The organism is Roseburia sp. AM23-20 (genome assembly GCF_003470905.1).
GTDB lineage: Bacteria > Bacillota > Clostridia > Lachnospirales > Lachnospiraceae > Roseburia > Roseburia rectibacter.
This window is the reverse complement of the sequence record NZ_QRHS01000001.1, coordinates 595,217-618,534: the sequence shown is the minus strand read 5'-3', so window position 1 is coordinate 618,534 and position 23,318 is coordinate 595,217. Positions and strand designations below refer to the sequence as shown.

Annotated in this window: 21 protein-coding genes; 19 read left to right on the top strand and 2 right to left on the bottom strand. The window is 43.1% G+C overall.

The features are described 5' to 3' along the window. Positions 1-153 precede the first annotated feature (153 nt). Both larC and larB read right to left on the bottom strand, forming a co-directional pair. On the bottom strand, positions 154-1,497 hold the full coding sequence (larC, locus tag DW650_RS02875; protein WP_118209023.1) for a nickel pincer cofactor biosynthesis protein LarC: 1,344 nt from the start codon (positions 1,495-1,497) through the stop codon (positions 154-156). A 108-nt stretch (positions 1,498-1,605) separates the two neighbouring features. Beyond that, positions 1,606-2,358: a nickel pincer cofactor biosynthesis protein LarB gene (gene larB, locus DW650_RS02870; RefSeq protein WP_118209022.1), complete on the bottom strand. Its 753-nt coding sequence runs from the start codon at positions 2,356-2,358 to the stop codon at positions 1,606-1,608. A 286-nt stretch (positions 2,359-2,644) separates the two neighbouring features. On the opposite strand from larB, the gene DW650_RS02865 reads away from it, so the two are divergent. The 19 genes from DW650_RS02865 (at position 2,645) to DW650_RS02765 (ending at position 23,264) form a co-directional block, all read left to right on the top strand. Then, positions 2,645-3,214: a TetR/AcrR family transcriptional regulator gene (locus tag DW650_RS02865; RefSeq protein ID WP_117919048.1), complete on the top strand. Its 570-nt coding sequence runs from the start codon at positions 2,645-2,647 to the stop codon at positions 3,212-3,214. Positions 3,215-3,235: 21 nt separating this feature from the next. Further along, on the top strand, positions 3,236-5,674 hold the full coding sequence (locus tag DW650_RS02860) for a glycoside hydrolase family 2 protein (RefSeq protein WP_118209021.1): 2,439 nt from the start codon (positions 3,236-3,238) through the stop codon (positions 5,672-5,674). Positions 5,675-5,728: 54 nt separating this feature from the next. Further along, positions 5,729-7,186 (top strand): DUF6937 domain-containing protein, encoded by a 1,458-nt coding sequence (locus DW650_RS02855; RefSeq protein WP_199654179.1) that lies wholly within the window; start codon positions 5,729-5,731, stop codon positions 7,184-7,186. Between the two features lie 120 nt (positions 7,187-7,306). After that, on the top strand, positions 7,307-8,680 hold the full coding sequence (locus tag DW650_RS02850; protein ID WP_118209019.1) for a glycoside-pentoside-hexuronide (GPH):cation symporter: 1,374 nt from the start codon (positions 7,307-7,309) through the stop codon (positions 8,678-8,680). Then, the gene (locus DW650_RS02845; RefSeq protein WP_118209018.1) at positions 8,677-11,088 is read left to right on the top strand and encodes an alpha-galactosidase; all 2,412 of its coding nucleotides are present in this window, start codon (positions 8,677-8,679) and stop codon (positions 11,086-11,088) included. The genes DW650_RS02850 and DW650_RS02845 overlap by 4 nt, the downstream gene beginning before the upstream one ends. A gap of 30 nt (positions 11,089-11,118) precedes the next feature. Next, complete coding sequence (locus DW650_RS02840) at positions 11,119-11,514, top strand: MATE family efflux transporter (RefSeq protein WP_186899523.1); 396 nt, start codon at positions 11,119-11,121, stop codon at positions 11,512-11,514. A gap of 19 nt (positions 11,515-11,533) precedes the next feature. After that, positions 11,534-12,211: a selenium cofactor biosynthesis protein YqeC gene (yqeC, locus tag DW650_RS02835; RefSeq protein WP_117919056.1), complete on the top strand. Its 678-nt coding sequence runs from the start codon at positions 11,534-11,536 to the stop codon at positions 12,209-12,211. 613 nt (positions 12,212-12,824) lie between these two features. Further along, a complete protein-coding gene (gene trpE, locus DW650_RS02825; RefSeq protein WP_117919058.1) occupies positions 12,825-14,246 on the top strand; it encodes an anthranilate synthase component I in 1,422 nt (473 codons plus the stop codon). Beyond that, positions 14,243-14,812, top strand: a complete 570-nt coding sequence (locus DW650_RS02820) for an anthranilate synthase component II (RefSeq protein ID WP_117919060.1) — start codon at positions 14,243-14,245, stop codon at positions 14,810-14,812. The genes trpE and DW650_RS02820 overlap by 4 nt, the downstream gene beginning before the upstream one ends. A gap of 12 nt (positions 14,813-14,824) precedes the next feature. Further along, on the top strand, positions 14,825-15,595 hold the full coding sequence (gene trpC / locus DW650_RS02815) for an indole-3-glycerol phosphate synthase TrpC (RefSeq protein ID WP_117919062.1): 771 nt from the start codon (positions 14,825-14,827) through the stop codon (positions 15,593-15,595). Positions 15,596-15,683: 88 nt separating this feature from the next. Further along, a complete protein-coding gene (locus DW650_RS02810; protein WP_158576203.1) occupies positions 15,684-16,415 on the top strand; it encodes a phosphoribosylanthranilate isomerase in 732 nt (243 codons plus the stop codon). Between the two features lie 31 nt (positions 16,416-16,446). Then, on the top strand, positions 16,447-17,658 hold the full coding sequence (trpB, locus tag DW650_RS02805; RefSeq protein ID WP_118209016.1) for a tryptophan synthase subunit beta: 1,212 nt from the start codon (positions 16,447-16,449) through the stop codon (positions 17,656-17,658). A 108-nt stretch (positions 17,659-17,766) separates the two neighbouring features. Further along, a complete protein-coding gene (trpA, locus tag DW650_RS02800) occupies positions 17,767-18,561 on the top strand; it encodes a tryptophan synthase subunit alpha (RefSeq protein WP_118209015.1) in 795 nt (264 codons plus the stop codon). A 166-nt stretch (positions 18,562-18,727) separates the two neighbouring features. Then, a complete protein-coding gene (gene trpD, locus DW650_RS02790) occupies positions 18,728-19,738 on the top strand; it encodes an anthranilate phosphoribosyltransferase (protein ID WP_117919069.1) in 1,011 nt (336 codons plus the stop codon). Between the two features lie 18 nt (positions 19,739-19,756). Then, the gene (locus DW650_RS02785) at positions 19,757-20,794 is read left to right on the top strand and encodes a threonine aldolase family protein (RefSeq protein ID WP_118209013.1); all 1,038 of its coding nucleotides are present in this window, start codon (positions 19,757-19,759) and stop codon (positions 20,792-20,794) included. A gap of 17 nt (positions 20,795-20,811) precedes the next feature. Continuing rightward, on the top strand, positions 20,812-21,831 hold the full coding sequence (locus DW650_RS02780; RefSeq protein ID WP_117919290.1) for an asparaginase: 1,020 nt from the start codon (positions 20,812-20,814) through the stop codon (positions 21,829-21,831). Positions 21,832-22,017: 186 nt separating this feature from the next. Next, a complete protein-coding gene (locus tag DW650_RS02775; protein ID WP_118209012.1) occupies positions 22,018-22,569 on the top strand; it encodes a biotin transporter BioY in 552 nt (183 codons plus the stop codon). Positions 22,570-22,582: 13 nt separating this feature from the next. Next, positions 22,583-23,005: a DUF1284 domain-containing protein gene (locus tag DW650_RS02770; RefSeq protein ID WP_117919292.1), complete on the top strand. Its 423-nt coding sequence runs from the start codon at positions 22,583-22,585 to the stop codon at positions 23,003-23,005. Between the two features lie 34 nt (positions 23,006-23,039). Continuing rightward, on the top strand, positions 23,040-23,264 hold the full coding sequence (locus tag DW650_RS02765; RefSeq protein WP_118209011.1) for a hypothetical protein: 225 nt from the start codon (positions 23,040-23,042) through the stop codon (positions 23,262-23,264). Positions 23,265-23,318: the final 54 nt, after the last annotated feature.

Sequence of the window (23,318 nt, the reverse complement as noted above, 5' to 3'; positions counted from 1 at the left end):
TCTTATTTTCGTACAACGGAACAAAACGAGTCCCGGCTTGATGCAATTTGCCAATCGTACCCCCCCAGAACCACCCTACACAGGGAAACTCATATCACCCACAAACCAGCATTTGTTGGGTAGCTTATCTTCCTGAAAAATGAAGAGTCGAATTTATTTTATCATTCGTCGGATCTGATCAAGCGATATCTCATAGTTGTTGTCTGCAGCAATTTTTTTTAAGTCTTCAAATTCAGCTTTTTCTTTTGTAACACCATATCCACAGCTTTTTTTAACCTGCACGTCACCGTAAAGGGTATGACGGTTTTCAATTTCAGAAGTAAGTTTGGCACGGTCAAACACCTGATAGCGCACGCCGCGCGTTGTGGTGTGCAAAAAGAATAAAGAGGTCATACGTTCCCGGTTCTTTGGCTCACAGATACAGGTCAGAAGAATACCGGGACGATTTTTTTTCATCTGTATCGGTATCGTGTATACATCTAAGGCACCTGCCTGTAAGAGAAGCTCTGTTGCAAATCCGACAGCCTCCCCTGTCATATCATCGAGATTGCAGGAGATGGACAGTACAGAATCATCATAAGATGGCGCCGATTGGGAAGGCGCGGAGGATTCACCGAAAAATACACGTACACAGTTGGCGGCAGGAAAATCTTTTGTCCCCATGCCGTAACCAATCTCTGTTACATTCATAGGCGGCATGGATTCAAACGATGTCACAAAATGCTTTAAAATGGCAGCGCCTGTTGGTGTGCAGAGTTCGCCTGAAATATCTCCACTGTAAAAAGGAATCCCTTTTAAAAGTTCAGCGGTGGCAGGTGCCGGAACCGGGAGTGTGCCGTGGGCACAGTGTACAAATCCACTTCCGACATGAACCGGGGAACAGAAAATAGTTTCCGGGGCAAGCATTGACAGAAGGTATGCACACCCGGTCACATCCACAAGTGCATCTATTGATCCGACTTCATGAAAATGGATCTGATCTAACGTGGAGTGGTGTACCTTTGATTCCGCTTCCCCAATCAGACGGTAGATCGTTGCAACAGAGTCTTTTACCGGTGATGGGAATGGGAGAGTGTGGATCTGATCTAAAATCTGAGTGTAACTGGTGTGTGCGTGATGATGAGGATGTTCATGTGAATGCTGTTGCATATCTTCATTATGAGTGTGTTTATGTAAATGCTGTTGCGTATCTTCATTATGAGCGTGTTCATGAAAATGCTGTTGAGCCCCCTCTTTATGGATATCCGCTTGTCCAAGTATATGCTCAGGGAGTACATCATGTGAATGTTCTTCATTTCCATCTACAGTTACTTTCATATGAGTACCACGGATACCACATTTTACCGCAGGTTCCGCAGAAAGCGTCACGCCATAAGTTGTAAAAGCGTGGTTCATGTCGGATAAAAATTTTTCTTTCTGATCGCAGAGTTCGTAAAGTGCGCCCATTAACATATCACCGGCAGCACCCATATTACATTCGATATAAAGTGATTTCATAGATAATACCTGTCCTTTTTATAAAATTCGTAGATTGATGCGGTTTGCCAGCCTCCAGGTTATGAACACCATTTGAGCGGGCGATTTATTTCATAAACAAACCAGCATTTAAGATGCCTGATGATTGATCATACTGGCAAGGTAACCTGCACCAAAACCGTTGTCGATGTTTACGACGGAAACACCACTCGCGCAGGAATTAAGCATTGATAAAAGTGCAGAGAGTCCGCCAAAACTTGCACCGTAGCCAACGCTTGTCGGAACACCGATGACAGGACAGTCTGTCAGACCACCGATGACACTCGCAAGTGCGCCTTCCATCCCGGCAACTGCAATGACTGCATTTGCTTTTGATAAAAGTTCCATATTTGAGAGCAGACGGTGCAGACCGGCAACACCGACATCATAAAGGCGGATGACATGATTGCCGAGTACTTCGGCGGTCAGTGCGGCTTCCTCTGCGACCGGGATATCACTTGTACCTCCGGTGGCAACAACGATCGTGCCGTCAGCAGAAAAATGCTCCGTGCGGTTTACGATACCGATCTTTGAGAGTTTATCGTAAAAGAGATCAAACCGCTTGGAGAGATATTCGGCAGATTCAGCAGAAAGCCTTGTGATCAGAATATTTTCTTTGCAGTGGAAGAGCAGGCTGTCTATGATGCCTTCCATCTGTTCCTTTGTTTTGGAGGCACCGTAGATCACTTCCGGTGCTCCCTGTCTGACTTCGCGGTGATGATCTACCTTGGCATAACCAAGATCCTCAAAAGGTGTCAGCTTTAGCTGGTCATAAGCATCAGAAGCAGTAAGTTTTCCTGATTCTAATTGTTCTAATATATGTTTGATATGGTCGTTTTCCATAGTATGAGTTCTCCTTCATTACAATCCACTGCCTATTATACTCACATCCTGCTATATTTGCAAAAACAAAATCTTAATGTGCCTGCATTTTATCGGAAATCCGTTACGGTTCACAGTTTACCTGCGAACTGTAACGGAAATTCCTGTTTTTTGGAAGAAATAGATAAAAAACGGAAACTATTTTTAGTAATTTAGTTTCTTGCGAACACGGAACCGGGATGATACAATATAGGAAACGGAAACAATAAAAATAGTTTCCTTGTACAAAAAAGAAACGGAGACTGTGATGGAATTAAGGGAGAGTATTTTAGAGGGAACGCTAAAGGCGTTTAATCAAAAGGGGTTAAAATTTACCATGGATGATCTGGCAGGAATCCTTGGCATGAGTAAGAAAACAATCTATACCGTATTTCGTGATAAGGAATCACTTTTTCTTGCGATGGTAGATTATTTGTTCGATTCGATCAAGGAGAGCGAGAGAAGTGTGATAGAGAATGAGAGCCTTTCCACTCTTGAGAAAATACGTGCGATCTTAGGCGTTCTGCCTGAGAGTTACAGGGAAGTTGATTTCAGACAGCTTTATCTGCTGCGGGAAAAGTACCCGAATATTTACAAACATGTGGAAGAACGGTTAGAGACCGGATGGGAGACCACTATTTCTCTGTTAGAACAGGGAATGAAAGAGGGTGTGATCAGACCGGTGCAGATTCCGATTGTAAAAATGATGTTAGAAGCAGCATTAGAGCAGTTTTTTCAGAGAGATATTCTGATTTCGAATGGAATTTCCTATCAGGATGGTCTTGATGAAGTAGTTACCATTTTAGTGCAGGGCATTGTTGCAGATGGAAAAATGTGATCAAAGGAAGTGAAAGGGACGATGGAAAAACGCATTTACTGGAATGATGGATGGAAATTTCATGAATCCTATGAAAAGCAGATGAGAGAGAATGCATATCCGGATGATGGCTGGGAGAGTGTGAGACTGCCGCATACCTGCAGGGAGACACCATTTCATTATTTTGATGAGAGCAGTTATCAGATGCAGTGTTGTTACAGAAAACACTTCTTCGCACCGGAGGAATGGAAAGATCAGACTGTGATCGTAACGTTTGAAGGAATCGCACATGAGAGTGAGGTGTTTTTAAATGGAGAAAAGATCGGAGAACACCACTGCGGCTACACGGCATTTTCTATCGAACTCAATGATAAGTTACGGATCGGGGAGGAAAATGTGCTTGCGGTTCGCGTAGATAGCAGAGAAAACCTGAATATCCCACCATTCGGATATGTGATCGATTATATGACTTATGGTGGAATTTACCGTGAAGTTTATGTGGATCTTAAAAATGAAAATTATTTAGCAGATATTTTTCTACACAGCGATATCGAAAAAAGTAAAATACAAAAAAACGGAGAGCAGATAGCAGATACTAAGCTGATCTCTGAAATAAATGTTTTTAGCAGAGGAAAAACCGACCGTCTGAAAGATCTGTTTATCCGGCAGAGCATCAGAGAGCGCGGCACGGAAAACTACAGACTGCTTGGCGAGAGCCCGGCAGCAGTAAAGACGCAGCTTTCCTTTCCGATATCGGACATAAAACTCTGGGATCTGGAAACACCGGTACTCTATGAAGTGAAAACAGAACTTTTGCAAAATGGAAATATTCTGGATGAGAACGTTACGCTGTTTGGATTCAGAACAGCGGTATTTTTAAAGGATGGTTTTTATTTAAACGGCAGGAAAGTAAAGCTGCGTGGTCTGAACCGCCATCAGAGCTATCCGTATGTCGGTTATGCAATGCCGGAATCCATGCAGAAACTGGATGCAGATATATTAAAAAATGAACTGGGAGTCAATGCAGTAAGAACCTCCCATTATCCGCAGAGTCAGTATTTTATGGAGAGGTGTGATGAGATCGGACTTCTTGTATTTACTGAAATACCGGGCTGGCAGCATATTGGGGATGAAAATTGGAAAAAACAGGCGGTAGAAAATGTAAAAGATATGGTGCTGCAGTACCGTAATCATCCGTCTGTGATACTGTGGGGTGTGCGGATCAATGAATCAGGTGATGATGATGCGTTTTACCGGGAGACAAACCGCATGGCACATGAACTGGATCAGACAAGACAAACCGGGGGTGTACGGGCACATAAAAAGAGCAGTCTGTTGGAGGATGTTTACACATACAATGATTTCAGCCACAACGGAACAAACCACGGATGCGAGAAGAAAAGTGCTGTTACGTCTGACAATGACAAACCGTATCTTATCAGCGAATATAACGGACATATGTATCCGACGAAAAGCTATGACTGGGAAGAACACCGTGTGTGGCATGCGATGCGCCATGCAAGTGTGCTGGATGCGGTTGCCAGGGAGGCGGATATCGCAGGAAGTTTTGGATGGTGTATGTTTGATTATAATACACATAAAGATTTTGGCAGTGGCGACCGTATCTGTTATCACGGTGTGATGGATATGTTCCGCAATCCGAAGCTGGCAGCGGCTGTCTATGCATGTCAGCAGGATAAGGAGCCTGTGCTGGAACTTAGTTCTTCCATGGATATCGGGGAACATCCTGGATGCAACCGGGGAACAATCTGGATCTTTACAAATGCAGACAGCGTGAGGATGTATAAAAATGACCGTTTTATAAAAGAGTATGACACATCCGGTTCACCATATAAAAATCTTTTGCATGGTCCGATCGCGTTGGATGATTTTATCGGGGATGCCATCGCAGAAGGGGAGCAGTTTAAACCTGCACAGGAAAGGGAAGTAAAGTATATCCTGAATGCGGCAGCACGGTATGGACTTTCTGATCTGCCGAAAAGAGTATACCTTGCGGCATTGAAACTGATACTCATTTATCATATGAAACCGACCGATGCGGTGGCTTTATATAACCGTTATATCGGCGACTGGGGAGGTACTTCGACGAGCTACCGGTTTGAGGCGCTAAAGGATGGAAAAGTGGTAAAAACGGTGAGAAAAGAACCGGTCACATCCATGCATTTATATGCAAAAGCGGATCATCAGAGCCTGTTTGAAGAACATACTTATGATGCCGCAGAAATCCGTATCCGTGCACTGGATCAGAATAATAATATCGTTAACTTTTATCAAGAGCCGGTTGTGTTATCCGCAGAGGGACCAATCGCAATTATCGGTCCGAAGATCATTTCCTTGCAGGGAGGCATGGGCGGTGCTTATATCAAGACGACAGGAGAAGAGGGCGTTGGTATTTTGAGGGTCAAAGCGGCTCAGATGGATGAACAGACTATTAAATTTGAAATCAAAAAAGGCAGATGACTGCCGGATATAAAAAATAACGACACACTATGAAAAGAAAGGATAGATCGTACCATGACAGAACGATCAAAACAGATTTTTGGAAACAACATTGCACCGGGAGCTTATAAAAAAGCAGTCCGGTCAAAACAGAAATTTATTCGTAAATTCGGAGATGACAGCACAAAAATTTATCCGACCTCGATTCAGGCAAATCCGTATATCGGACCGGAGCTCGGTGTTTCAGATATCCGTGTAGGCGAAGAAGGCACAGCGGATTTTAATACGGAAAAAGGAATCATTGTCGGAAACATCCGTATGGGATTTGGTCATTACCGCATTTCCATGGCGATCGCTTCCGCAGCGCATGCGCTTGGGTATGAGCCATACTGGATGGATTTAAATTCTTATGGTCAGACAACCTGCACAAAGGTGATCAGTGCGCAGAATGATCTTTATTCCATGGGTTCCCGTTTGTCCCAGAAGAGCAGACTTTTTAACCGTCTGGTATGGGAACCGATGAACTATGAGGGATTTCGTAAACTGACTTATAATGCAGCTGACCAGAAAAATGCGGAACTGATGGCTCCGGTGTATGCAAATATCCCAAAAGATATCCCGGTTGTCGCAACGCATGTATGGCCGGCACAGGCAGCACTTCACGCCGGAATGAAATATGTGGTCAATGCAATTCCTGACAACTGGCAGATGGCACTTCATCTGGCAGAAGGCAGTATCCACACAGTGCAGACACATTATGCATATCAGGGATACCGTATTTTAAACGGCATGCAGGAAAATGATGTGTTAAGTCCGATGCCGGAAGATGCACTTTTTTACACGGGACATTACATCGACCATGAGCTTGTAAGCAATATTGAAACAGACTGTGCTGCAAGAAAAAAGAGAAAAGAAGAAGGAAAGCCGATGCGTTTCCTTTTAACCATCGGCGGTGCAGGTGCACAGAAAGAGATTTTTGCAGAAATCATCCGTTATTTACTGCCACAGATCAAGGAAAAGAAAGCAGCACTTTATGTAAATGTCGGTGATTACCGCAATGTATGGGAAGAACTTTTAAAAGAGATCCCGGGGATGAAACATTATGCGAAGGAACATTTCAGTGACTGGGAAGATACGAAAAAGTTTGCAGAGGATGCACTTACGGGTGATGTTATTGGAATCCACGGTTTCTGGCATGAAAATATTTTTGAGGCAGTGTACTGCACGAATCTTCTGATGCGAAGCTGTGATGTGCTTGTCACAAAGCCAAGCGAACTTTCATTTTATCCGGTACCAAAACTTTTTATCAAACGTGTTGGCGGTCATGAACAGTGGGGTGCTATCCATTCAGCAGAGATCGGGGATGGCACATTAGAGTGCAGGGATATTCCACACACACTTCAGATGATGAAGCTGTTTTTAGAGGAAAAAACAATGTTCTGTGATATGTGTGACAACATTGTAAAAAATAAAGAAGCAGGAATCTACGATGGGGCATATAAAGTTGTAGAACTTGCATTTGGCATGAAATAGAAATTAGGGGGAAAATCCTCTGCTCGCCAGAGGGCTCGCATTTTTCTCCGAAAAACAAGGGAGGAAAATCCTCTGCTCGTCAGAGAACTCGCATTTTTCTCCGAAAAACAAGGAGGATTTATGAAATTAACAGGAAAAGAAAAAGTCTCATACGGACTTGGGGCAGTCGGAAAAGATATGGTTTATATGTTTTCGGCAAGTTATGTTTTATATTATTATCAGGATGTTTTAGGGGTCAGTGCGATCGCGATGGGAATCATTCTTATGGCGGCGCGTGTGTTTGATGCCTTTAACGATCCGATCATGGGTGTGATCGTTGCAAAGACACGTACAAAATGGGGGAAATTCCGTCCGTGGCTGTTTGTCGGAACACTGACAAATGCAGTGATCTTATATCTGATGTTTTCTGCTCCGCCAAAATTTGATGGAAACGGATTAGTGGCATATGCAGCAGTGACCTACATTTTATGGGGCGTCACATATACCATGATGGACATTCCGTACTGGTCTATGATCCCGGCTTTCACGGAGGGCGGAAAAGAGAGAGAAGGACTTTCCACACTTGCGCGTTCCTGTGCCGGAGTTGGTTCTGCGATCGTGACGATCATTACGATGAAGTGTGTCTATGTCTTAGGACAGGGAAATGAGCGTGTTGGTTTCAAATGGTTTGCACTTGGGCTTGCAGTTTTATTTTTCCTGTTTATCCTGATCACATGCTTAAATATCAAGGAAAAGTCTACTGTGGATGTGGAAGCACCATCGGTTGGTCAGATGTTCCGTTCCCTGCTGCAGAATGACCAGGCAATGACCGTTGTTGTGACGATCGTTCTGATCAACTGTTCGATTTACATTACATCAAATCTTGTTATTTATTTCTTCAAGTATGATTTTGGCGGTGACGGCTGGTACAACGCTTATACATTATTTAATACATTTGGCGGGGCAATGCAGATTCTTGCAATGATGCTGTTTTTCCCGTTACTGCGTAAATTTTTGGGAACGATCCAGGTATTTTATGCAAGTTTTGTGATGGCGATTTTAGGATATGCGGTTCTTCTGATTTTAATGTTTGTCAATATGTCAAACCTGTACTTGCTTTTCCTGCCGGCATTTTTTATCTTTTCCGCAAACGGAATGTTATCTGTACTTACAACAGTATTTCTTGCCAATACGGTCGACTATGGTGAGTGGAAGAATCAAAGAAGAGATGAGAGCGTGATCTTTTCCATGCAGACATTTGTTGTAAAACTTGCTTCCGGTGTGGCTGCTCTTGTTGCATCCATCTGCCTGACTGTCTGCAATTTAAGTCAGAATACGGAAGGGGCGGCAGTTGCAGTGGCAGGAAGCTCTGTGGCAGGGCTGCGTCTGACGATGACAGTATTCCCGATCGCAGGTTTACTTGTTGCAGTATTTTATTTTCATAAGAAATATATTTTAAGTGAGCAGAAAGTAGAAGAAATCGCAAAAGAGATCAAGGAGAGGAAAAAAGCATGATCAAAGTTGACAATCAGTTATTTTCCCTGCATACAAGGCACACTTCCTATTTGTTCCGCGTGATGGAAACCGGACATTTAGAGCATTTATATTATGGAAGAAAAATACATTCTGCAATAGATGGACTGACAGAGCAGCATGCATTTGCTCCGGGCAATACCAATATTTATGACAGCAGGCATCCTGAGTTTTCCTTAGAGGATGTCTGTCTGGAGATGTCTTCTTTCGGGAAAGGTGATATCAGGGAACCGTTTGTGGAACTTACGCTTTCAGATGGAAGCATGACATCTGATTTCCTGTTTGAAAAATTTGAGCAGGGAACCGGAAAGGATGAATTTGAGACGCTCCCGGGATCGTATGATGAAACGGGCGAAGTGGAGTGGCTTTGTGTAACACTGCGTGATAAAAACAGCGGCGCTGTATTAGAACTTCATTATTATGTTTATGAGGACTGCGATGTGATCACAAGATGTGCTAAACTGATCAATGAGAGTGAAGATACAGTAAAGTTAAACCGTCTCATGAGTTTACAGCTAGATTTAGAGCCTGCCGACTATATATTTACATCATTTCATGGAGCATGGGCACGTGAGATGGGGCATACAGATGTAAAACTGGTGCCGGGAAAATATGTAAATTCTTCTTATACGGGAACATCGTCAAGCCGTGCGAATCCATTTGTGATGCTTGGAACGGAACATACCACAGAGAACGAGGGAGAATGTTTTGGATTTAACCTGATCTACAGTGGCAACCACTATGAGGCTGCTGAGGTAGGAAGTTTTGGAAAAGTAAGAATTGTATCCGGAATCAATCCGCAGTCTTTCTGCTTTACGCTTGAAGCAGGGGAAAGCTTCGAAGCACCGGAGGCAGTGATGACCTATGCATGGAAAGGCTATAATGTCATGAGCCAGAATATGCACCGGTTCGTGCGGGAGCACATTGTAAGAGGTGTCTGGAAGAAAAAAGAGCGTCCGGTACTCTTAAACAGCTGGGAGGCTGCCTATTTTGACATCAATGAAAGAAAACTGCTCTCACTTGCAAAAGCAGGAAAAGAAGCAGGCATTGAGCTGTTTGTCATGGATGACGGCTGGTTTGCAAAACGTGATGATGATACAAAGTCGCTTGGTGACTGGCAGGCAAATTCTAAAAAGCTGCCGGGTGGTTTGAAAGGGATCGCGGATAAGATAAAGGCACTGGGCATGGATTTTGGTATCTGGGTGGAACCGGAGATGGTCAATACAGACAGTGATCTTTACCGCAGTCATCCGGACTGGGTGATTGAAATTCCGGGAAAGGCACATTCGGAAGGAAGAAATCAGAGAATACTTGATCTGACCAAAAAAGAAGTGCAGGATCATATCATTGAAGAGATGAGCCGTGTTTTTTCCTCCGCAGACATTTCCTATGTAAAATGGGATATGAACCGCACATTTTCAGACTATTTTTCCCAGAGTATCAGTCCGGAGAGGCAAGGAGAGACAGCTCACCGCTATGTGATGGGGCTTTACCGCTGTATGAAAGAACTGACGGCAAGATTTCCTGATATTTTATTTGAGGGCTGTGCAGCAGGCGGTAACCGCTTTGATCTCGGTATCTTATGTTATTTTCCACAGATCTGGGCAAGTGATGATACGGATGCACTCTGCCGTGCCGAGATTCAGACTGGTTACAGTTACGGTTACCCAATGTCGGTAGTCAGCGCACATGTCTCAGGCTGCCCGAACCATCAGACACTGCGCACAACGCCGCTTGAGACAAGATTTGCAGTGGCTGCATTCGGTGTGCTTGGATATGAGTGTAATTTCTGCGATCTGAAAAAAGAAGACTTAGAAGCTGTTAAAGCGCAGATAACTCTCTATAAAAAATGGCGCAGCGTACTGCAGCAGGGAACTTTTTACCGTGGCAGAAGTTTTACGGGAAATGGCAGTGCAGATACATTTGGAAAAAACAGCGTGCTATGGAATGATGACGGCAATGTGACGGAATGGACATGCGTTTCATCAGATCAGTCAAAGGCAGCCGGTTTTGTCATGCAGAAACTTGTCGTGCCAAACACGCAGTATGGATATTATAAACCACAGGGACTCTGCGAAGAAAAAGAGTATCATTTTTACAACCGTCCCCTGAAATATAATGTCAAAGATTTTGGAGATCTGGTCAATACCGTTTCACAGGTTCATATCAGACAGGATTCCATAGCACACAATCTGGTTGCAAAGTTTGTGAAAATGGATGGAGAGACAGAGAATATCACAGCATACGGAGATACCCTGATGTATGGAGGTGTGAAGCTGAAACCGGCATTTTCCGGCAATGGATATAATGAAAATGTGAGGTATTTTCAGGATTTCGGGGCACGGATGTATTTTATGGAAGAGGCTTTTGAAGAGAATCTGGAAGAGTAGCAGAGTTTTAAAAGGACAGCGGATCAGAATGTGAGTTCTGCAATTCATACGGCGATCGTTGTAGCGGTCACGAGCGGGCTTTTTGTTATGATCTTCGGTCAGTTTATTGCAAAACCGGTGTTACTTCGGATGGGAACCATGGAAGATGTGATCGAACTGGCAGTGCTTTATCTGCGGATCTATCTGCTTGGCATGTCGTTTATCATGCTCTATGATTTTGGTTCGTCGATCTTAAGGAGTATCGGGGACAGTGAGCACCCGCTTTACAGCCTGATCGCTGCGGTATGTAAGAGAGTGCACGAATTCTGGGTGCTGATGATCATTTACCCGATTTCGTGGGTTGTGACGGGAATTGCGATGATGATCGCGTATACGTTGCTGCGGAGAAAGATTTTGGCAAAAAGTAGTGTAAATCAGCTTGAATAAAAAAATGTAAGGGGAAAAAATGTCTTATATCATATCCTACGTCGGAGCCGGCGGAAAGACCAGCAGCATTTATCAGGATGCTGCAGCGTTTGTAAACGAGGGGAAAAAAGTCATGATCACAACTACAACGCATATGTATGTGCCAAAAGACCGGGTGTTCATTGATGGCAGGGAGAAAAGTTGTGAGAAGCTGCGAGAGGAAGTAGCTGGGATTTTGAAAAAAAACGGGCTCTGTGTGTGTGGCACAATTTTAAGTGATAATAAAAAAACAGAGATTTATGCGGTTGGAAAATGTGCCGGGAACGATGCTGTTGAAGAACAGCAGAAGATGGAACTGGAGAAGTTTAAAACTTTAAGCGTTAAACAGCTTACAGCAGTATGCAAAGAGGCAGATGTTGTCCTGATCGAGGCAGACGGCGCTGCACATAAGGCGGCAAAAGCGCCGGAAGCATGGGAGCCGGCGGTGTATGCACAGAGCAATAAAGTTGTGATCGTCATGGGACTTCACGCAGTCGGAGAAAGTGTGGATGAAGTGTGCCACAGACCAGAGTGCGTAAAGGAAGCATTAAACTGCGACGGAGCGCATCTTTTGACGCGTACGGATTTGGATGTACTGATGGCTGTCTATGAAAAAAAGATCGGACAGCAGTTTCCGGGGATGGAGACGGAGCGGAGATATTTTATAAAAAGTTCTTGACACTACCGCTTTACCATGCTAAAATCAAAACAATAAAAAAAACAAAGAAACAAAGAAACGTTAAATCGTTGAGCAAAGAGAGTACTTCATAGGATATCTCACAGAGAGTCCGTGGCTGGTGGAAACGGACAGATGAATATGAAAGGAATGGGTTTGCGAGAGCAAAGCGAACAGCGTACCAGATGGTATGGTCAGTAGCGGATGCCGTGTCCTCACGTTACAGAGGTAAGATATCGGACAGTAAAGAAAGATGGCTGTTTGTGTGTCGGATGAGGTCAGACATGATTGGTGGCGGATATTTCCAGTTTCTGGAAATATCCGTTTTTTCATTCATAGGAAATTACGTCCTATGAATGAAAAAGCCCTCCGGGTGGGACGCGCACCTTGCGGAGATGAAGTTTGCTGTAAACAGCACCGCTCGGGCGCGAAAGAGTCGCAAGCGACTCTTTGTCCTACATGGAATCATGAGGTCTGGCGAAACAGGGTGGCACCGCGTGAAAACGCCCCTGACTGGAAAAAAATTCCGGTCAGGGGCGTTTTTTAACAATAAAATTCGCCCAGAGTGTGAACTTTATTGTTTTGATAACATGGTTTTGCAACAGGTGATTCGAGAATGGAGATTGGGATGAAAAGAATTTACAGAGTTTACAAAAAGACAGTCAGTATTGTAAATGAGACAGCAAACGGGATGTACCGGAATCTGGTGGGAAAGAAAAAAGGATTTTTGTTAGAGAGTTATGACAAGAATTATGACCGCTATACATTTTTCGGCGTAGAACCGGAAGAGATCATTTCCTCGAAGGGACAGTCACTGGTGATTACAAAAAAAGATGGTACCGAGGATGTCAGGGAGGGAAATCCGCTTACATTATTAAAAGAATATTATAACGAATTTGAAATCCGGAAGGATAATGAGGAACTGAATTTTTCGGGAGGTCTTGTGGGAAGTGTCGGTTATGACTTCGTGAGATACAGTGAGGTACTGCCGGAAGAAAACCCAGATGAGATCGGGATTGAGACGGTTCAGCTTATGCTGATGAAAGAATTCATTGTGGTTGATCATGTGGCAGAAACACTGACCGCGGTGATCTTAGAATCCGATGATGAGACAGGAAAAGAAACGGCAGCGAAAAAAGCAGCAGAATTGATCAAAACTGCCATGCAGGAACAGAAAGAATCAGAAGTAAGACTGATTCCGGATGGAGTGATCACGAAAAAGTCAGATACTTTAGAGGAATACAGTGAAAAGGTAAATAAGATCAAACAGTATATCCGTGATGGACATATTTTCCAGACCGTGTTATCACAGCGCTGGACGATCGAGACGGGACAGGATGGATTTGATCTGTACTGCGAACTCCGTGAGCTAAACCCATCTCCATATCTTTATTATTTTAATTTTGGAGATTTTGAAGTGATTGGAAGTTCCCCGGAGATGCTGGTCAAACAACAGGGAAATAGGGTATTTACCTGCCCGATCGCCGGAACAAGACCAAGGGGAAAGACAAAGGAAGAAGATGACAGACTGCACAGGGAATTGCTTGCCGATGAAAAAGAACGTGCCGAACATGTCATGTTAGTTGATCTGGCCCGCAATGATATGGGACGCATCTCAGAGTTTGGTACGGTAAAAGTTACAGACTTTATGAGCGTAAAAAATTATTCACATGTCATGCATATCGTCTCGATGGTCGAGGGACGCAAGAAAGGCAGTTTTCACCCGTTTGATCTGCTGGCATCCTTCCTCCCGGCAGGAACTTTGAGCGGAGCACCAAAGATCAGGGCGATGGAGATTATCGAAGAACTAGAGAGTGTGAGAAGAGGCCTTTACGGTGGTGCAACCGGATATGTGGATTTTTCCGGCGATATGGATTTCTGTATCACGATCCGTACGATGATCAAAAAAGGAAAAAATGTTTATTTACAGGCAGGAGCCGGAATCGTTGCAGATTCTGTTCCGGAAAATGAATACAAAGAATGTTGTAACAAGGTCATGGCTCTGGCAAAAACCCTTGTGGAGGAGGAAAACTTATGATATTGCTGATCGATAACTACGATTCATTTACGTTTAATCTGTATCAATATATTGGAACTTTCACGCAGGATATCAAAGTTGTCCGTAATGATAAAATTACGATCGATGAGATAAAAGAGATGCATCCGGAAAAGATCGTTCTCTCACCAGGACCGAAAAGTCCGAAGGAGGCAGGAATCTGTATGGATGTGGTAAAAGAATTTTATAAAGAGATCCCAATTCTCGGTATCTGTCTCGGACATCAGTGTATCGGCGAGGCATTTGGAGGAACCGTGACATACGCAAAAGCATTGTTCCATGGAAAGCAGTCGGAGATCACACATACCGGAACCGGAATCTTTGCAGGAATTACATCGCCGGTTAAAGTGGCAAGATATCACTCCTTAGCAGTGCAGATGGATGATCTGCCGGAGTGCCTTACGGTTACGGCGCAGACAAAAGATGGCGAGATCGTGGCAATGCAGCATAAAGAATATCCGGTGATCGGTTTACAGTTCCATCCGGAATCGATTTATACGGAACATGGAAAACGAATGGTGGAAAATTTCATCAATGGAATCAGTTAAGAGGAGGAAGTCATGATACTGGATGTCATCGTAGAGGATAAAAAGAAACGTCTGCCGGAGCACAAAAAGAATATCAGTGAGATAAAAATGCGTGAGCTGGCAGAAATATATGAAGGGAAAAAACACAGTTTCCATGATGCGTTAAGTAAGAGCGGGATCTCCATTATCGGAGAATTTAAAAACGCATCTCCAAGTCTTGGTAAAATAAAAAGTAAGATAAATTTACTGGACCGGATTGATGAATACAATGAATCAGTGGATGCGATTTCCTGTCTGACAGAGGAAGATCATTTTGATGGAAACGTGGATTATCTGAAAAAAATTAGAACGATCACGGAGCTTCCGATTTTAAGAAAAGATTTTATGATCGATCCTTATCAGTTTTATGAGGCAAAGGCAATCGGTGCGGATGCGGTGCTTTTGATCGCAGCGATTCTGGATGATGCACAGATGAAAGATTTTTATCAGCTTTCGAAAGAACTGGAACTGGATGCACTGGTAGAAGTGCATGATGAGGCGGAACTGGAGCGGGCGCTGAAGATGGATGCGGATATCATTGGTGTCAACAACCGGAATTTAAAAGATTTTACGATCAGCCTTGACACGACAGTGCGGCTTTCAAAGCTGGTACCAGAGGATAAAGTGTTAGTGGCAGAGAGCGGCATCTTAGAGGATGCGGATGTAGAGCTTTTAAAGGAGTGTGGTGTGGATGCATTTCTGATCGGCAGGGCGCTGATGGAGGCAGAGCATCCAAAGGAGGTTGCAAAGCGCTGGAAGGCATGAACAATATCCTTGCTGGAAGATACAAATCTGAAGTGGTTTTGAAATGGAGATTAAAATAAGCTGCATTTTAGAAAAGAGGGGGTGCGTGATGCCGGAACAAAAAAGTGTGCAGATTAAGATCTGTGGGATCACAGGAAAAGAAGAAATTAGATGGCTGAATGAGGAAGATGTTTCTTATGCCGGATTTGTCCTGTATGAGAAAAGCAGCCGGTATGTTCCGATTCGTAAAGTAAGTGAGCTGTTTGAGGAATTAAATGAAAATATAAAAAAAGTTGCCGTCACGGTAAGTCCGGATGTAAAGCTGGTAGAACAGATCATGGATGCAGGATTTGATATCTTGCAGGTACATGGAAGTCTGACAGAAGAAGTCCTTACAGCGGCAGAAATTCCAGTCTGGCAGGCAGTCAATATGACGGATGAAGGTATATTTGAAAAAATTGCACGGGAATATACGAATCTGTCTTTGAATAGAAAAAGTCCTTTCACGCAGGAAAAAAAACTGATGGGGAAAGAAAAGATTACAGCGCTTCTTATGGATGCAAAAGAATTTGGAAGCGGAAAAACGTTTGGATGGGATGCCTTTTTGCAGGGAGAAGGAGAGGAAAAATTCAGACATTTCCGGCAGATACTTAAGGCATGGAATATCCAGTTTGTACTTGCGGGAGGACTGAACCCGGATAATGTCAGCCGTGGAATCCATATTTTTGCACCGAATATTGTAGATGTAAGTTCCGGAGTGGAGAAAGAGCCTGGAACAGGAAGCGGAAAGGACAAAGAAAAAATACAGAAATTTGTACAAAAGGTGCAAAGTGTTATATAAAGCAGATCGATCTAAGAAAGGAAATAAAACTATGAACCAGAAAGCATATTATGGAGAATTTGGAGGACAGTATGTAGCAGAGTCTCTGATGAATACATTAGAGGAATTAGACAAAGCATTTGAGGAGGCAATCCATGATCCAGAGTTTATGAATCAGTATCACTATTATTTAAAACAGTATGTGGGACGCGAGACACCTCTTTATTTTGCAGAACGTCTCAGTGAAAAATATGGCACAAAGATCTATTTAAAACGTGAAGATTTAAACCACACCGGGGCACATAAGATCAACAATGTCATCGGACAGATATTACTTGCAAAACGAATGGGAAAAAAGAAGGTAATTGCAGAGACCGGTGCAGGACAGCATGGTGTGGCAACAGCGACAGGTGCAGCTTTGTTTGATATGGAATGTACGGTTTATATGGGTGAGGAAGACATTAAGCGTCAGGCATTAAATGTTATGAGAATGGAAATGTTAGGCGCAAAGGTCGTCAGCGTCCGTTCCGGCAGCAATACATTAAAGGATGCCACCAATGAGGCAATCCGTACCTGGGCAAAGACAGCCGAAGATACATTTTATATCATCGGTTCTGCGGTAGGTCCATATCCATATCCGAAGATGGTCAAGGAATTTCAGAGCGTGATCAGTAAAGAGGCAAAAAAACAGTTCCTGGAAGTAGAACATAAACTGCCGGATGCTGTGATGGCATGTGTGGGAGGCGGTTCTAACTCCATCGGAATGTTTGCAGATTTTATTGAGGAGCCATCGGTAAAGCTGATCGGTGTCGAAGCAGCCGGAAAAGGAATCGAGACAGGGGAGCACGCTTCTGCAATGGCACTTGGTGAGCCGGGAGTTTTACACGGAATGCGTTCTTATCTCCTGCAGGATGAAGATGGAAATGTAAAACTGGCACATTCCATCTCCGCAGGACTTGATTATCCGGGTGTCGGACCGGAACACGCTTATCTCAGGGACACAGGAAGGGCAGAATATGTATCTGTAACCGATACAGAGGCAATGGATGCGTTAATGGAACTCTGTAAATTAGAGGGTATCATTCCTGCGATCGAGAGTGCGCATGCCGTAGCTTATGCATGTAAATATGCGAAAGAGCTTACCGAAAAACTGGGAGCAGAGGAAGCAAAGAATAAGACGATGATCATCTGTCTGTCAGGACGTGGAGATAAAGATGTCAATACGATCGCTGATTATCTTGCTGGAAAAGGCTACCTGAACTGATATAAAAATAGTAAATAATAGAATTTACGATTCGCAGACATTCTATTGTCATGGATCAGAGCGGAAATATAGAAACATGGTTTCAGAAAAGAAAGGAAAATAGCAGATATGAATCGTATTGAAGCAAAAATGAAAGCCTTACAGGAAAAAGGAGAAAAGGCATTTATTACCTATATCACAGCGGGACTTCCGGATCTGGAGGGCACAAAGAAACTTTTAAAAGCGCAGGAGAAGGCAGGACTTGATGTGGTGGAACTCGGAATCCCATTTTCCGATCCTGTGGCAGACGGCCCGGTTATCCAGGATGTGTCCTATAAAGCAATCTGTAACGGTATTAATCTGAAAAAGGTATTTGTGACGGTAGAAGAGTTAAGAAAAGAAGGCTCTGAACTTCCAATCGTTTTTATGATGTATTACAACACGGTACTGCATTACGGAGTAGAGGCGTTTGTAAAAAAATGTAATGAGGTTGGTGTAGATGGACTGATCATCCCAGATCTTCCTTTCGAGGAGCAGGAAGAAATAAACCAATATTTAAATCAGGATGATACGACGATATTAATTCAGCTTGTTTCACCTGTTTCAGGCGATCGTATTCCAAAGATATTAGATGGTGCAAAAGGATTTGTATACTGTGTGTCATCCATGGGAGTGACAGGTCAGGGAGCAGACTTCCATAAGGAGGTTTTAAGTTATCTTAAGAGAGTTAAGGAGGCATCAAAGATCCCGGTTATGATGGGATTTGGCATCCGTACGGCAGAGGATGTGAAGCCGATGAAGGATACGATCGATGGTGCGATCGTCGGAAGCCATTTTATCCGTCTGATGGAGGAAAATGATTACAGCACAAAAGTGGCAGCAGAATATTGCAGCACATTTAAGAAAGAATTAAATCAGCTTTAAATAAAAACAGGGAGGAAAATCATGCACTGCATGCTGGGCATTGCTCCTGCAAGAGGCAAATGCTATAAAAAACATAGCATGCATTTTGCTCCGCAAAACAGGGAGGAAAATCCTCTGCTCCTGCAAAGGCAGTCGCATTTTGCTCCGCAAAACAGGGAGGATCATCATGAAAGAATACATAGCAAAAGTTGTAGATGGAAAAGATTTAACTGAAGAAGAAGCAAAAAAAGCAATGGAGATCATGCTCAGTGGAGAGGCGACACAGGCACAGATCGCAGCATTTTTAACAGCGTTGCGTATGAAAGGGGAAACATTAGAGGAACTGATCGGTCTTGCATCGGTATTGCGGGATAAAGCCGAGACGATCACACCAAAGGCAGAAAACTATGTGGATCTGGTCGGAACAGGTGGAGACTGTACCTATACATTTAATATTTCAACAACATCTGCCTTCGTTGTTGCAGCGGCAGGACTTCCGGTCGCAAAGCATGGAAACCGTTCGATTTCCTCGAAATCCGGTGCCGGGGATGTGCTTGAGGCACTTGGAGTCAATATCATGGCAGAACCTGCACTGGTTCAGAAATGTGTTGATGAAGTTGGCATCGGTTTCATGTTTGCCCAGCTTTTCAATAAATCCATGAAGTATGTCGGTCAGGCGAGAAAAGAGATGCGAGTCCGTACCGTATTTAATATTTTAGGACCGTTAGCGAATCCATCGCGTGCAAAAAATATGGTCGTTGGTGTATACAGTCCGGCATTGACGGAAAAAATAGCAAAAGCAATGAGTAAACTTGGTGTAGAGCGCGGATTTGTCATCAGTGGAAATGACAATATGGATGAATTTACATTAAGCGGCACGACTACCGTATCCGAGATCAATGGCGATGATGTTAAAACTTATGAAGTAACCCCGGAACAGTTTGGATTAAAGAGGGTTTCCTTAGAAGAACTGCGCGGTGGGGATGGTGTGCAGAATGCAGCCATTACGAAAGCAATTTTAAGTGGAGAAGAAAAAGGAGCGAAAAGAGATATCGTTCTTTTGAATGCCGGAGCTACTCTTTATATCGGAGGGGTTGCAGATTCCATAGAATCTGGTGTAAAATTAGCTGCAGAAACGATCGACTCCGGAAAAGCAATGAAAAAACTTGAGGAATTAGTCAGAGTTTCAAATTCATAATGAAACAGGAGAGAAGCAATGATACGATTTAACAGCGATTATACGGAAGGCTGCCATCCGGCAATTTTAAAAAAACTCGAAGAGACAAACATGGAGCAGACAGCAGGATATGGAGAGGATGAATATTGCAGAGAGGCGGCAGAACGGATAAAAGCTGTCTGCCTTGCACCGGATGCAGATGTGCATTTTCTGGTGGGAGGAACACAGACAAATGTTACGGTCATTGCATCCGCATTAAAATCATATCAGGGAGTCATCACGGCGACAACCGGACATATCAATGTACATGAAACAGGTGCACTTGAAGCGTGCGGACACAAATGTCTGACAATCGAGACGCCGGATGGCAAACTGACAGCAGAACAGGTTTTAAAATATACAAAAGCGCATTTTGCAGATGAGAGTTTTGAACATACAGTGCAGCCCAAAATGGTATATATTTCCAATCCTACAGAACTTGGTACTATTTATAAAAAAGCAGAACTTGAGACATTATACCGTGTGTGCAGGGAAAATGACCTGTATCTGTTTTTGGATGGTGCAAGACTCGGTTACGGTCTTGCATGCAGGGAAAATGATCTGACGATGGCTGACATTGCAGCGAATACGGATGTTTTCTATATTGGAGGAACCAAAGTAGGCGCATTATTCGGAGAAGCTGTTGTGATCACCAATCCGGAGTTAAAAAAGGATTTCCGGTATAACATCAAACAGCGTGGCGGTATGTTAGCAAAGGGAAGACTGCTGGGCATCCAGTTCCTGACTTTATTTGAAGAAAACCGTTATTTTGAGATATCGGCACATGCAGCACATCTGGCAGAAAAATTAAAAGATGAACTGACAAAAATGGGGGTAACATTTTATATTGATTCCCCGACAAACCAGCAGTTTCCGGTCTTGCCGGATGATGTGTTAGAGAAACTGGGAGAAAAATACAGTTTTGCATATCAGGCAAGAGTGGATGAAACACACAGTGCAGTCCGTTTTTGTACCTGCTGGGCAACGAAAGAAGAAAATATTGATGCACTTCTTGCTGACATAAGAGCGATCATATAGGAATGGAGACAGATAAAATGCCGGCAAAGAAAAAGATATTATTACTTGCAACAGGAGGTACGATTGCTTCTAAAAAATCTGAAAATGGTTTAAAACCGCAGATCACACCGGAAGAATTATTAGAGTACATTCCACAGGTAAAAGAATTCTGTGAGGTATCCGCGATACAGTTATTAAATCTTGACAGTTCTAATATGGAGCCAAAGCACTGGAAAAAGATCGTGCATGCGATCCGGGAATATTATGATGCTTATGATGGATTTGTAATTGCCCATGGCACGGATACGATGGCGTATACAGCAGCAGCGTTATCATATATGATCCAGAATTCAACGAAGCCGATCGTGATCACGGGAGCACAGAAACCGATCGATCTTGAGATCACGGATGCAAAGTCAAATCTGATTGATAGTTTTTTGTATGCGTCAGATGAAAAATCACAGGGTGTGCAGATCGTTTTTGATGGTAAAGTTATCGCCGGAACGCGTGCAAAGAAGGTCAGATCCAAAAGTTATAATGCGTTTTCGAGTATTGATTTTCCGTCACTGGCAGTCATTCAGGATGGGAATATTATGCGTTATCTGCCGATGCTCCCTTATGAGGATGAAGTACGGTTTTATGAAGAACTTGATGAAAATATTTTTTTGATGAAACTGATCCCTGGCATCAGACCTAGAGTTTTACAGAGTATTTTTGAAAATTATGACTGTATCATTGTGGAAAGTTTTGGTGTGGGTGGCATACCCAAATCAATAGCTGATGAATTTTACCGGTTATGCAGGCAGTACCCTGACAAACTGGTTGTTATGGCGACGCAGGTGGCTCATGAGGGAAGCGATATGACGGTATACGAGGTCGGTCATGATATGAAGAAGTACTGTCGTTTTTTAGAGTCCTATGATATGACATTAGAATCTGTGATCGCAAAAACGATGTGGATGCTTGGAAATTTTGATCTTTACAGCGTAGATCCGAACGATATTTTTTATAAAAATATTAATTATGATGTGATCTTTGGAAAAAACAGGAAGTGCTGAAGCTGTTTTTGCTGTGATCTGGTAAAATATAGTCTTTGGAGTATAGCTTGACAGCGATTGAACAGTGACCTGCAAATAATGAAATGTAAACAATGTATATGAAAAGGTTGACAATAAAAGAGAATCGGAATAGACTGTAAAGAAACAAAAGCGGAAAATGTTTTGTCCGCAGAAAAGAGGAGAAACATGAAAATTTCAACAAAAACAATCGTTACCGTTGGAATGTTTACTGCGGTTCTTGCAGTTCTTTCCATTCTTCAGATTCCGATGCCGACAGGTGTTCCAATCACGCTGCAGACATTTGCAATGGCGTTATGTGGGTATGTGTTAGGATGGCAGCTTGGAATTTCAGCAACATTGCTTTATATTGTACTGGGAACTGTTGGTGTTCCGATCTTTGCAGGAATGAGTGCAGGACCGGGCGTGTTATTTGGCTATACAGGTGGATTTATTTTTGGATTTATCTTTCTGACTTTATTATGTGGTATTTCTGTGCACAGAAAAAATGCAGCAGTAAAGATTGTCCTTGGATTGGCAGGACTGATCATCTGTCATCTGCTTGGTGCAATCCAGTATGCAGTTTTGGCGAAGATTACCCTTGGTGCATCTTTGGTTGCTGTGTCACTGCCGTATCTTGTAAAAGATGTGATTTCCGTGGTTGGTGCTTATCTGGTTGCGATCGCTGTGCGTAAGGCACTTCACGCAGGAAATATTTTGCAGGATGCAAAAGCAGCTTAAAGGTGATATATCTATGAAAAAGTTTCGCGTTCACCATATTTTATGCACCGTTCTTTACCAGGGGGAAGGGTATAGTGGGGCATTTTGTGATAATATGACACAGAAAGTGCATGAACTGAAAGATAATTTAGATGGAGCACTCATTCTTGTGACAGATCCTGATATGATCTGTGCGCGCTGCCCGAACCGGACACCGGATGATACATGTCTTGATGAAAAAAATCATGTGAAGATCAAAGATCTGGAGCTGTTAAAGTTATTCGGATGGGAAGAAAATAAAAGCTATTCTTATTACGAATTATTACTGGATGCAGCCGGAAAAATGGATGCAAAAGAGTTTACGAGAAGTTGTGGAAAATGTAGATGGTATAAGGAAGGATTATGTAGTTATGAAATGTGGCGGAAAAATGCAGAAGAAATATTACGCAAAAAATAGGCAGACGAGGTTCTGCCTGTTTTTGCGCTAGGCTATGGCATGGGCACTGATCGTTATGCTTGTTGTTTCCGGAATGGTGGGATGGCAGACAGAGAAAGTGCAGGCTGCAACCAGGAAACCGGTCAAAATTACATTAAGTAAAAAAGCGGTCAGTACTACGGTTGGAAGCAAAGTAAAACTGAAAGTAAAGAGTGTCAGTCCCCAAAAAGCATCTAAAAATGTTACATGGAAAAGTTCAGATAAAAAATTGCGATCGTAACATCAAAAGGAGCCGTAAAAGCAAAAAAGAAAGGAACTGTTACGATTACCGCAA

Coding starts and splice junctions, on each gene's coding strand:
- larC (WP_118209023.1), bottom strand. CDS start 1,497: ATGAAATCACTTTATATCGAATGTAATATGGGTGCTGCCGGTGATATG.
- DW650_RS02765 (WP_118209011.1), top strand. CDS start 23,040: ATGGCATGGGCACTGATCGTTATGCTTGTTGTTTCCGGAATGGTGGGA.
- trpC (WP_117919062.1), top strand. CDS start 14,825: ATGATACTGGATGTCATCGTAGAGGATAAAAAGAAACGTCTGCCGGAG.
- DW650_RS02865 (WP_117919048.1), top strand. CDS start 2,645: ATGGAATTAAGGGAGAGTATTTTAGAGGGAACGCTAAAGGCGTTTAAT.
- DW650_RS02850 (WP_118209019.1), top strand. CDS start 7,307: ATGAAATTAACAGGAAAAGAAAAAGTCTCATACGGACTTGGGGCAGTC.
- DW650_RS02780 (WP_117919290.1), top strand. CDS start 20,812: ATGCCGGCAAAGAAAAAGATATTATTACTTGCAACAGGAGGTACGATT.
- larB (WP_118209022.1), bottom strand. CDS start 2,358: ATGGAAAACGACCATATCAAACATATATTAGAACAATTAGAATCAGGA.
- DW650_RS02860 (WP_118209021.1), top strand. CDS start 3,236: ATGGAAAAACGCATTTACTGGAATGATGGATGGAAATTTCATGAATCC.
- DW650_RS02770 (WP_117919292.1), top strand. CDS start 22,583: ATGAAAAAGTTTCGCGTTCACCATATTTTATGCACCGTTCTTTACCAG.
- DW650_RS02845 (WP_118209018.1), top strand. CDS start 8,677: ATGATCAAAGTTGACAATCAGTTATTTTCCCTGCATACAAGGCACACT.
- DW650_RS02775 (WP_118209012.1), top strand. CDS start 22,018: ATGAAAATTTCAACAAAAACAATCGTTACCGTTGGAATGTTTACTGCG.
- DW650_RS02855 (WP_199654179.1), top strand. CDS start 5,729: ATGACAGAACGATCAAAACAGATTTTTGGAAACAACATTGCACCGGGA.
- trpA (WP_118209015.1), top strand. CDS start 17,767: ATGAATCGTATTGAAGCAAAAATGAAAGCCTTACAGGAAAAAGGAGAA.
- DW650_RS02785 (WP_118209013.1), top strand. CDS start 19,757: ATGATACGATTTAACAGCGATTATACGGAAGGCTGCCATCCGGCAATT.
- yqeC (WP_117919056.1), top strand. CDS start 11,534: ATGTCTTATATCATATCCTACGTCGGAGCCGGCGGAAAGACCAGCAGC.
- trpB (WP_118209016.1), top strand. CDS start 16,447: ATGAACCAGAAAGCATATTATGGAGAATTTGGAGGACAGTATGTAGCA.
- DW650_RS02810 (WP_158576203.1), top strand. CDS start 15,684: ATGCCGGAACAAAAAAGTGTGCAGATTAAGATCTGTGGGATCACAGGA.
- trpD (WP_117919069.1), top strand. CDS start 18,728: ATGAAAGAATACATAGCAAAAGTTGTAGATGGAAAAGATTTAACTGAA.
- trpE (WP_117919058.1), top strand. CDS start 12,825: ATGGAGATTGGGATGAAAAGAATTTACAGAGTTTACAAAAAGACAGTC.
- DW650_RS02820 (WP_117919060.1), top strand. CDS start 14,243: ATGATATTGCTGATCGATAACTACGATTCATTTACGTTTAATCTGTAT.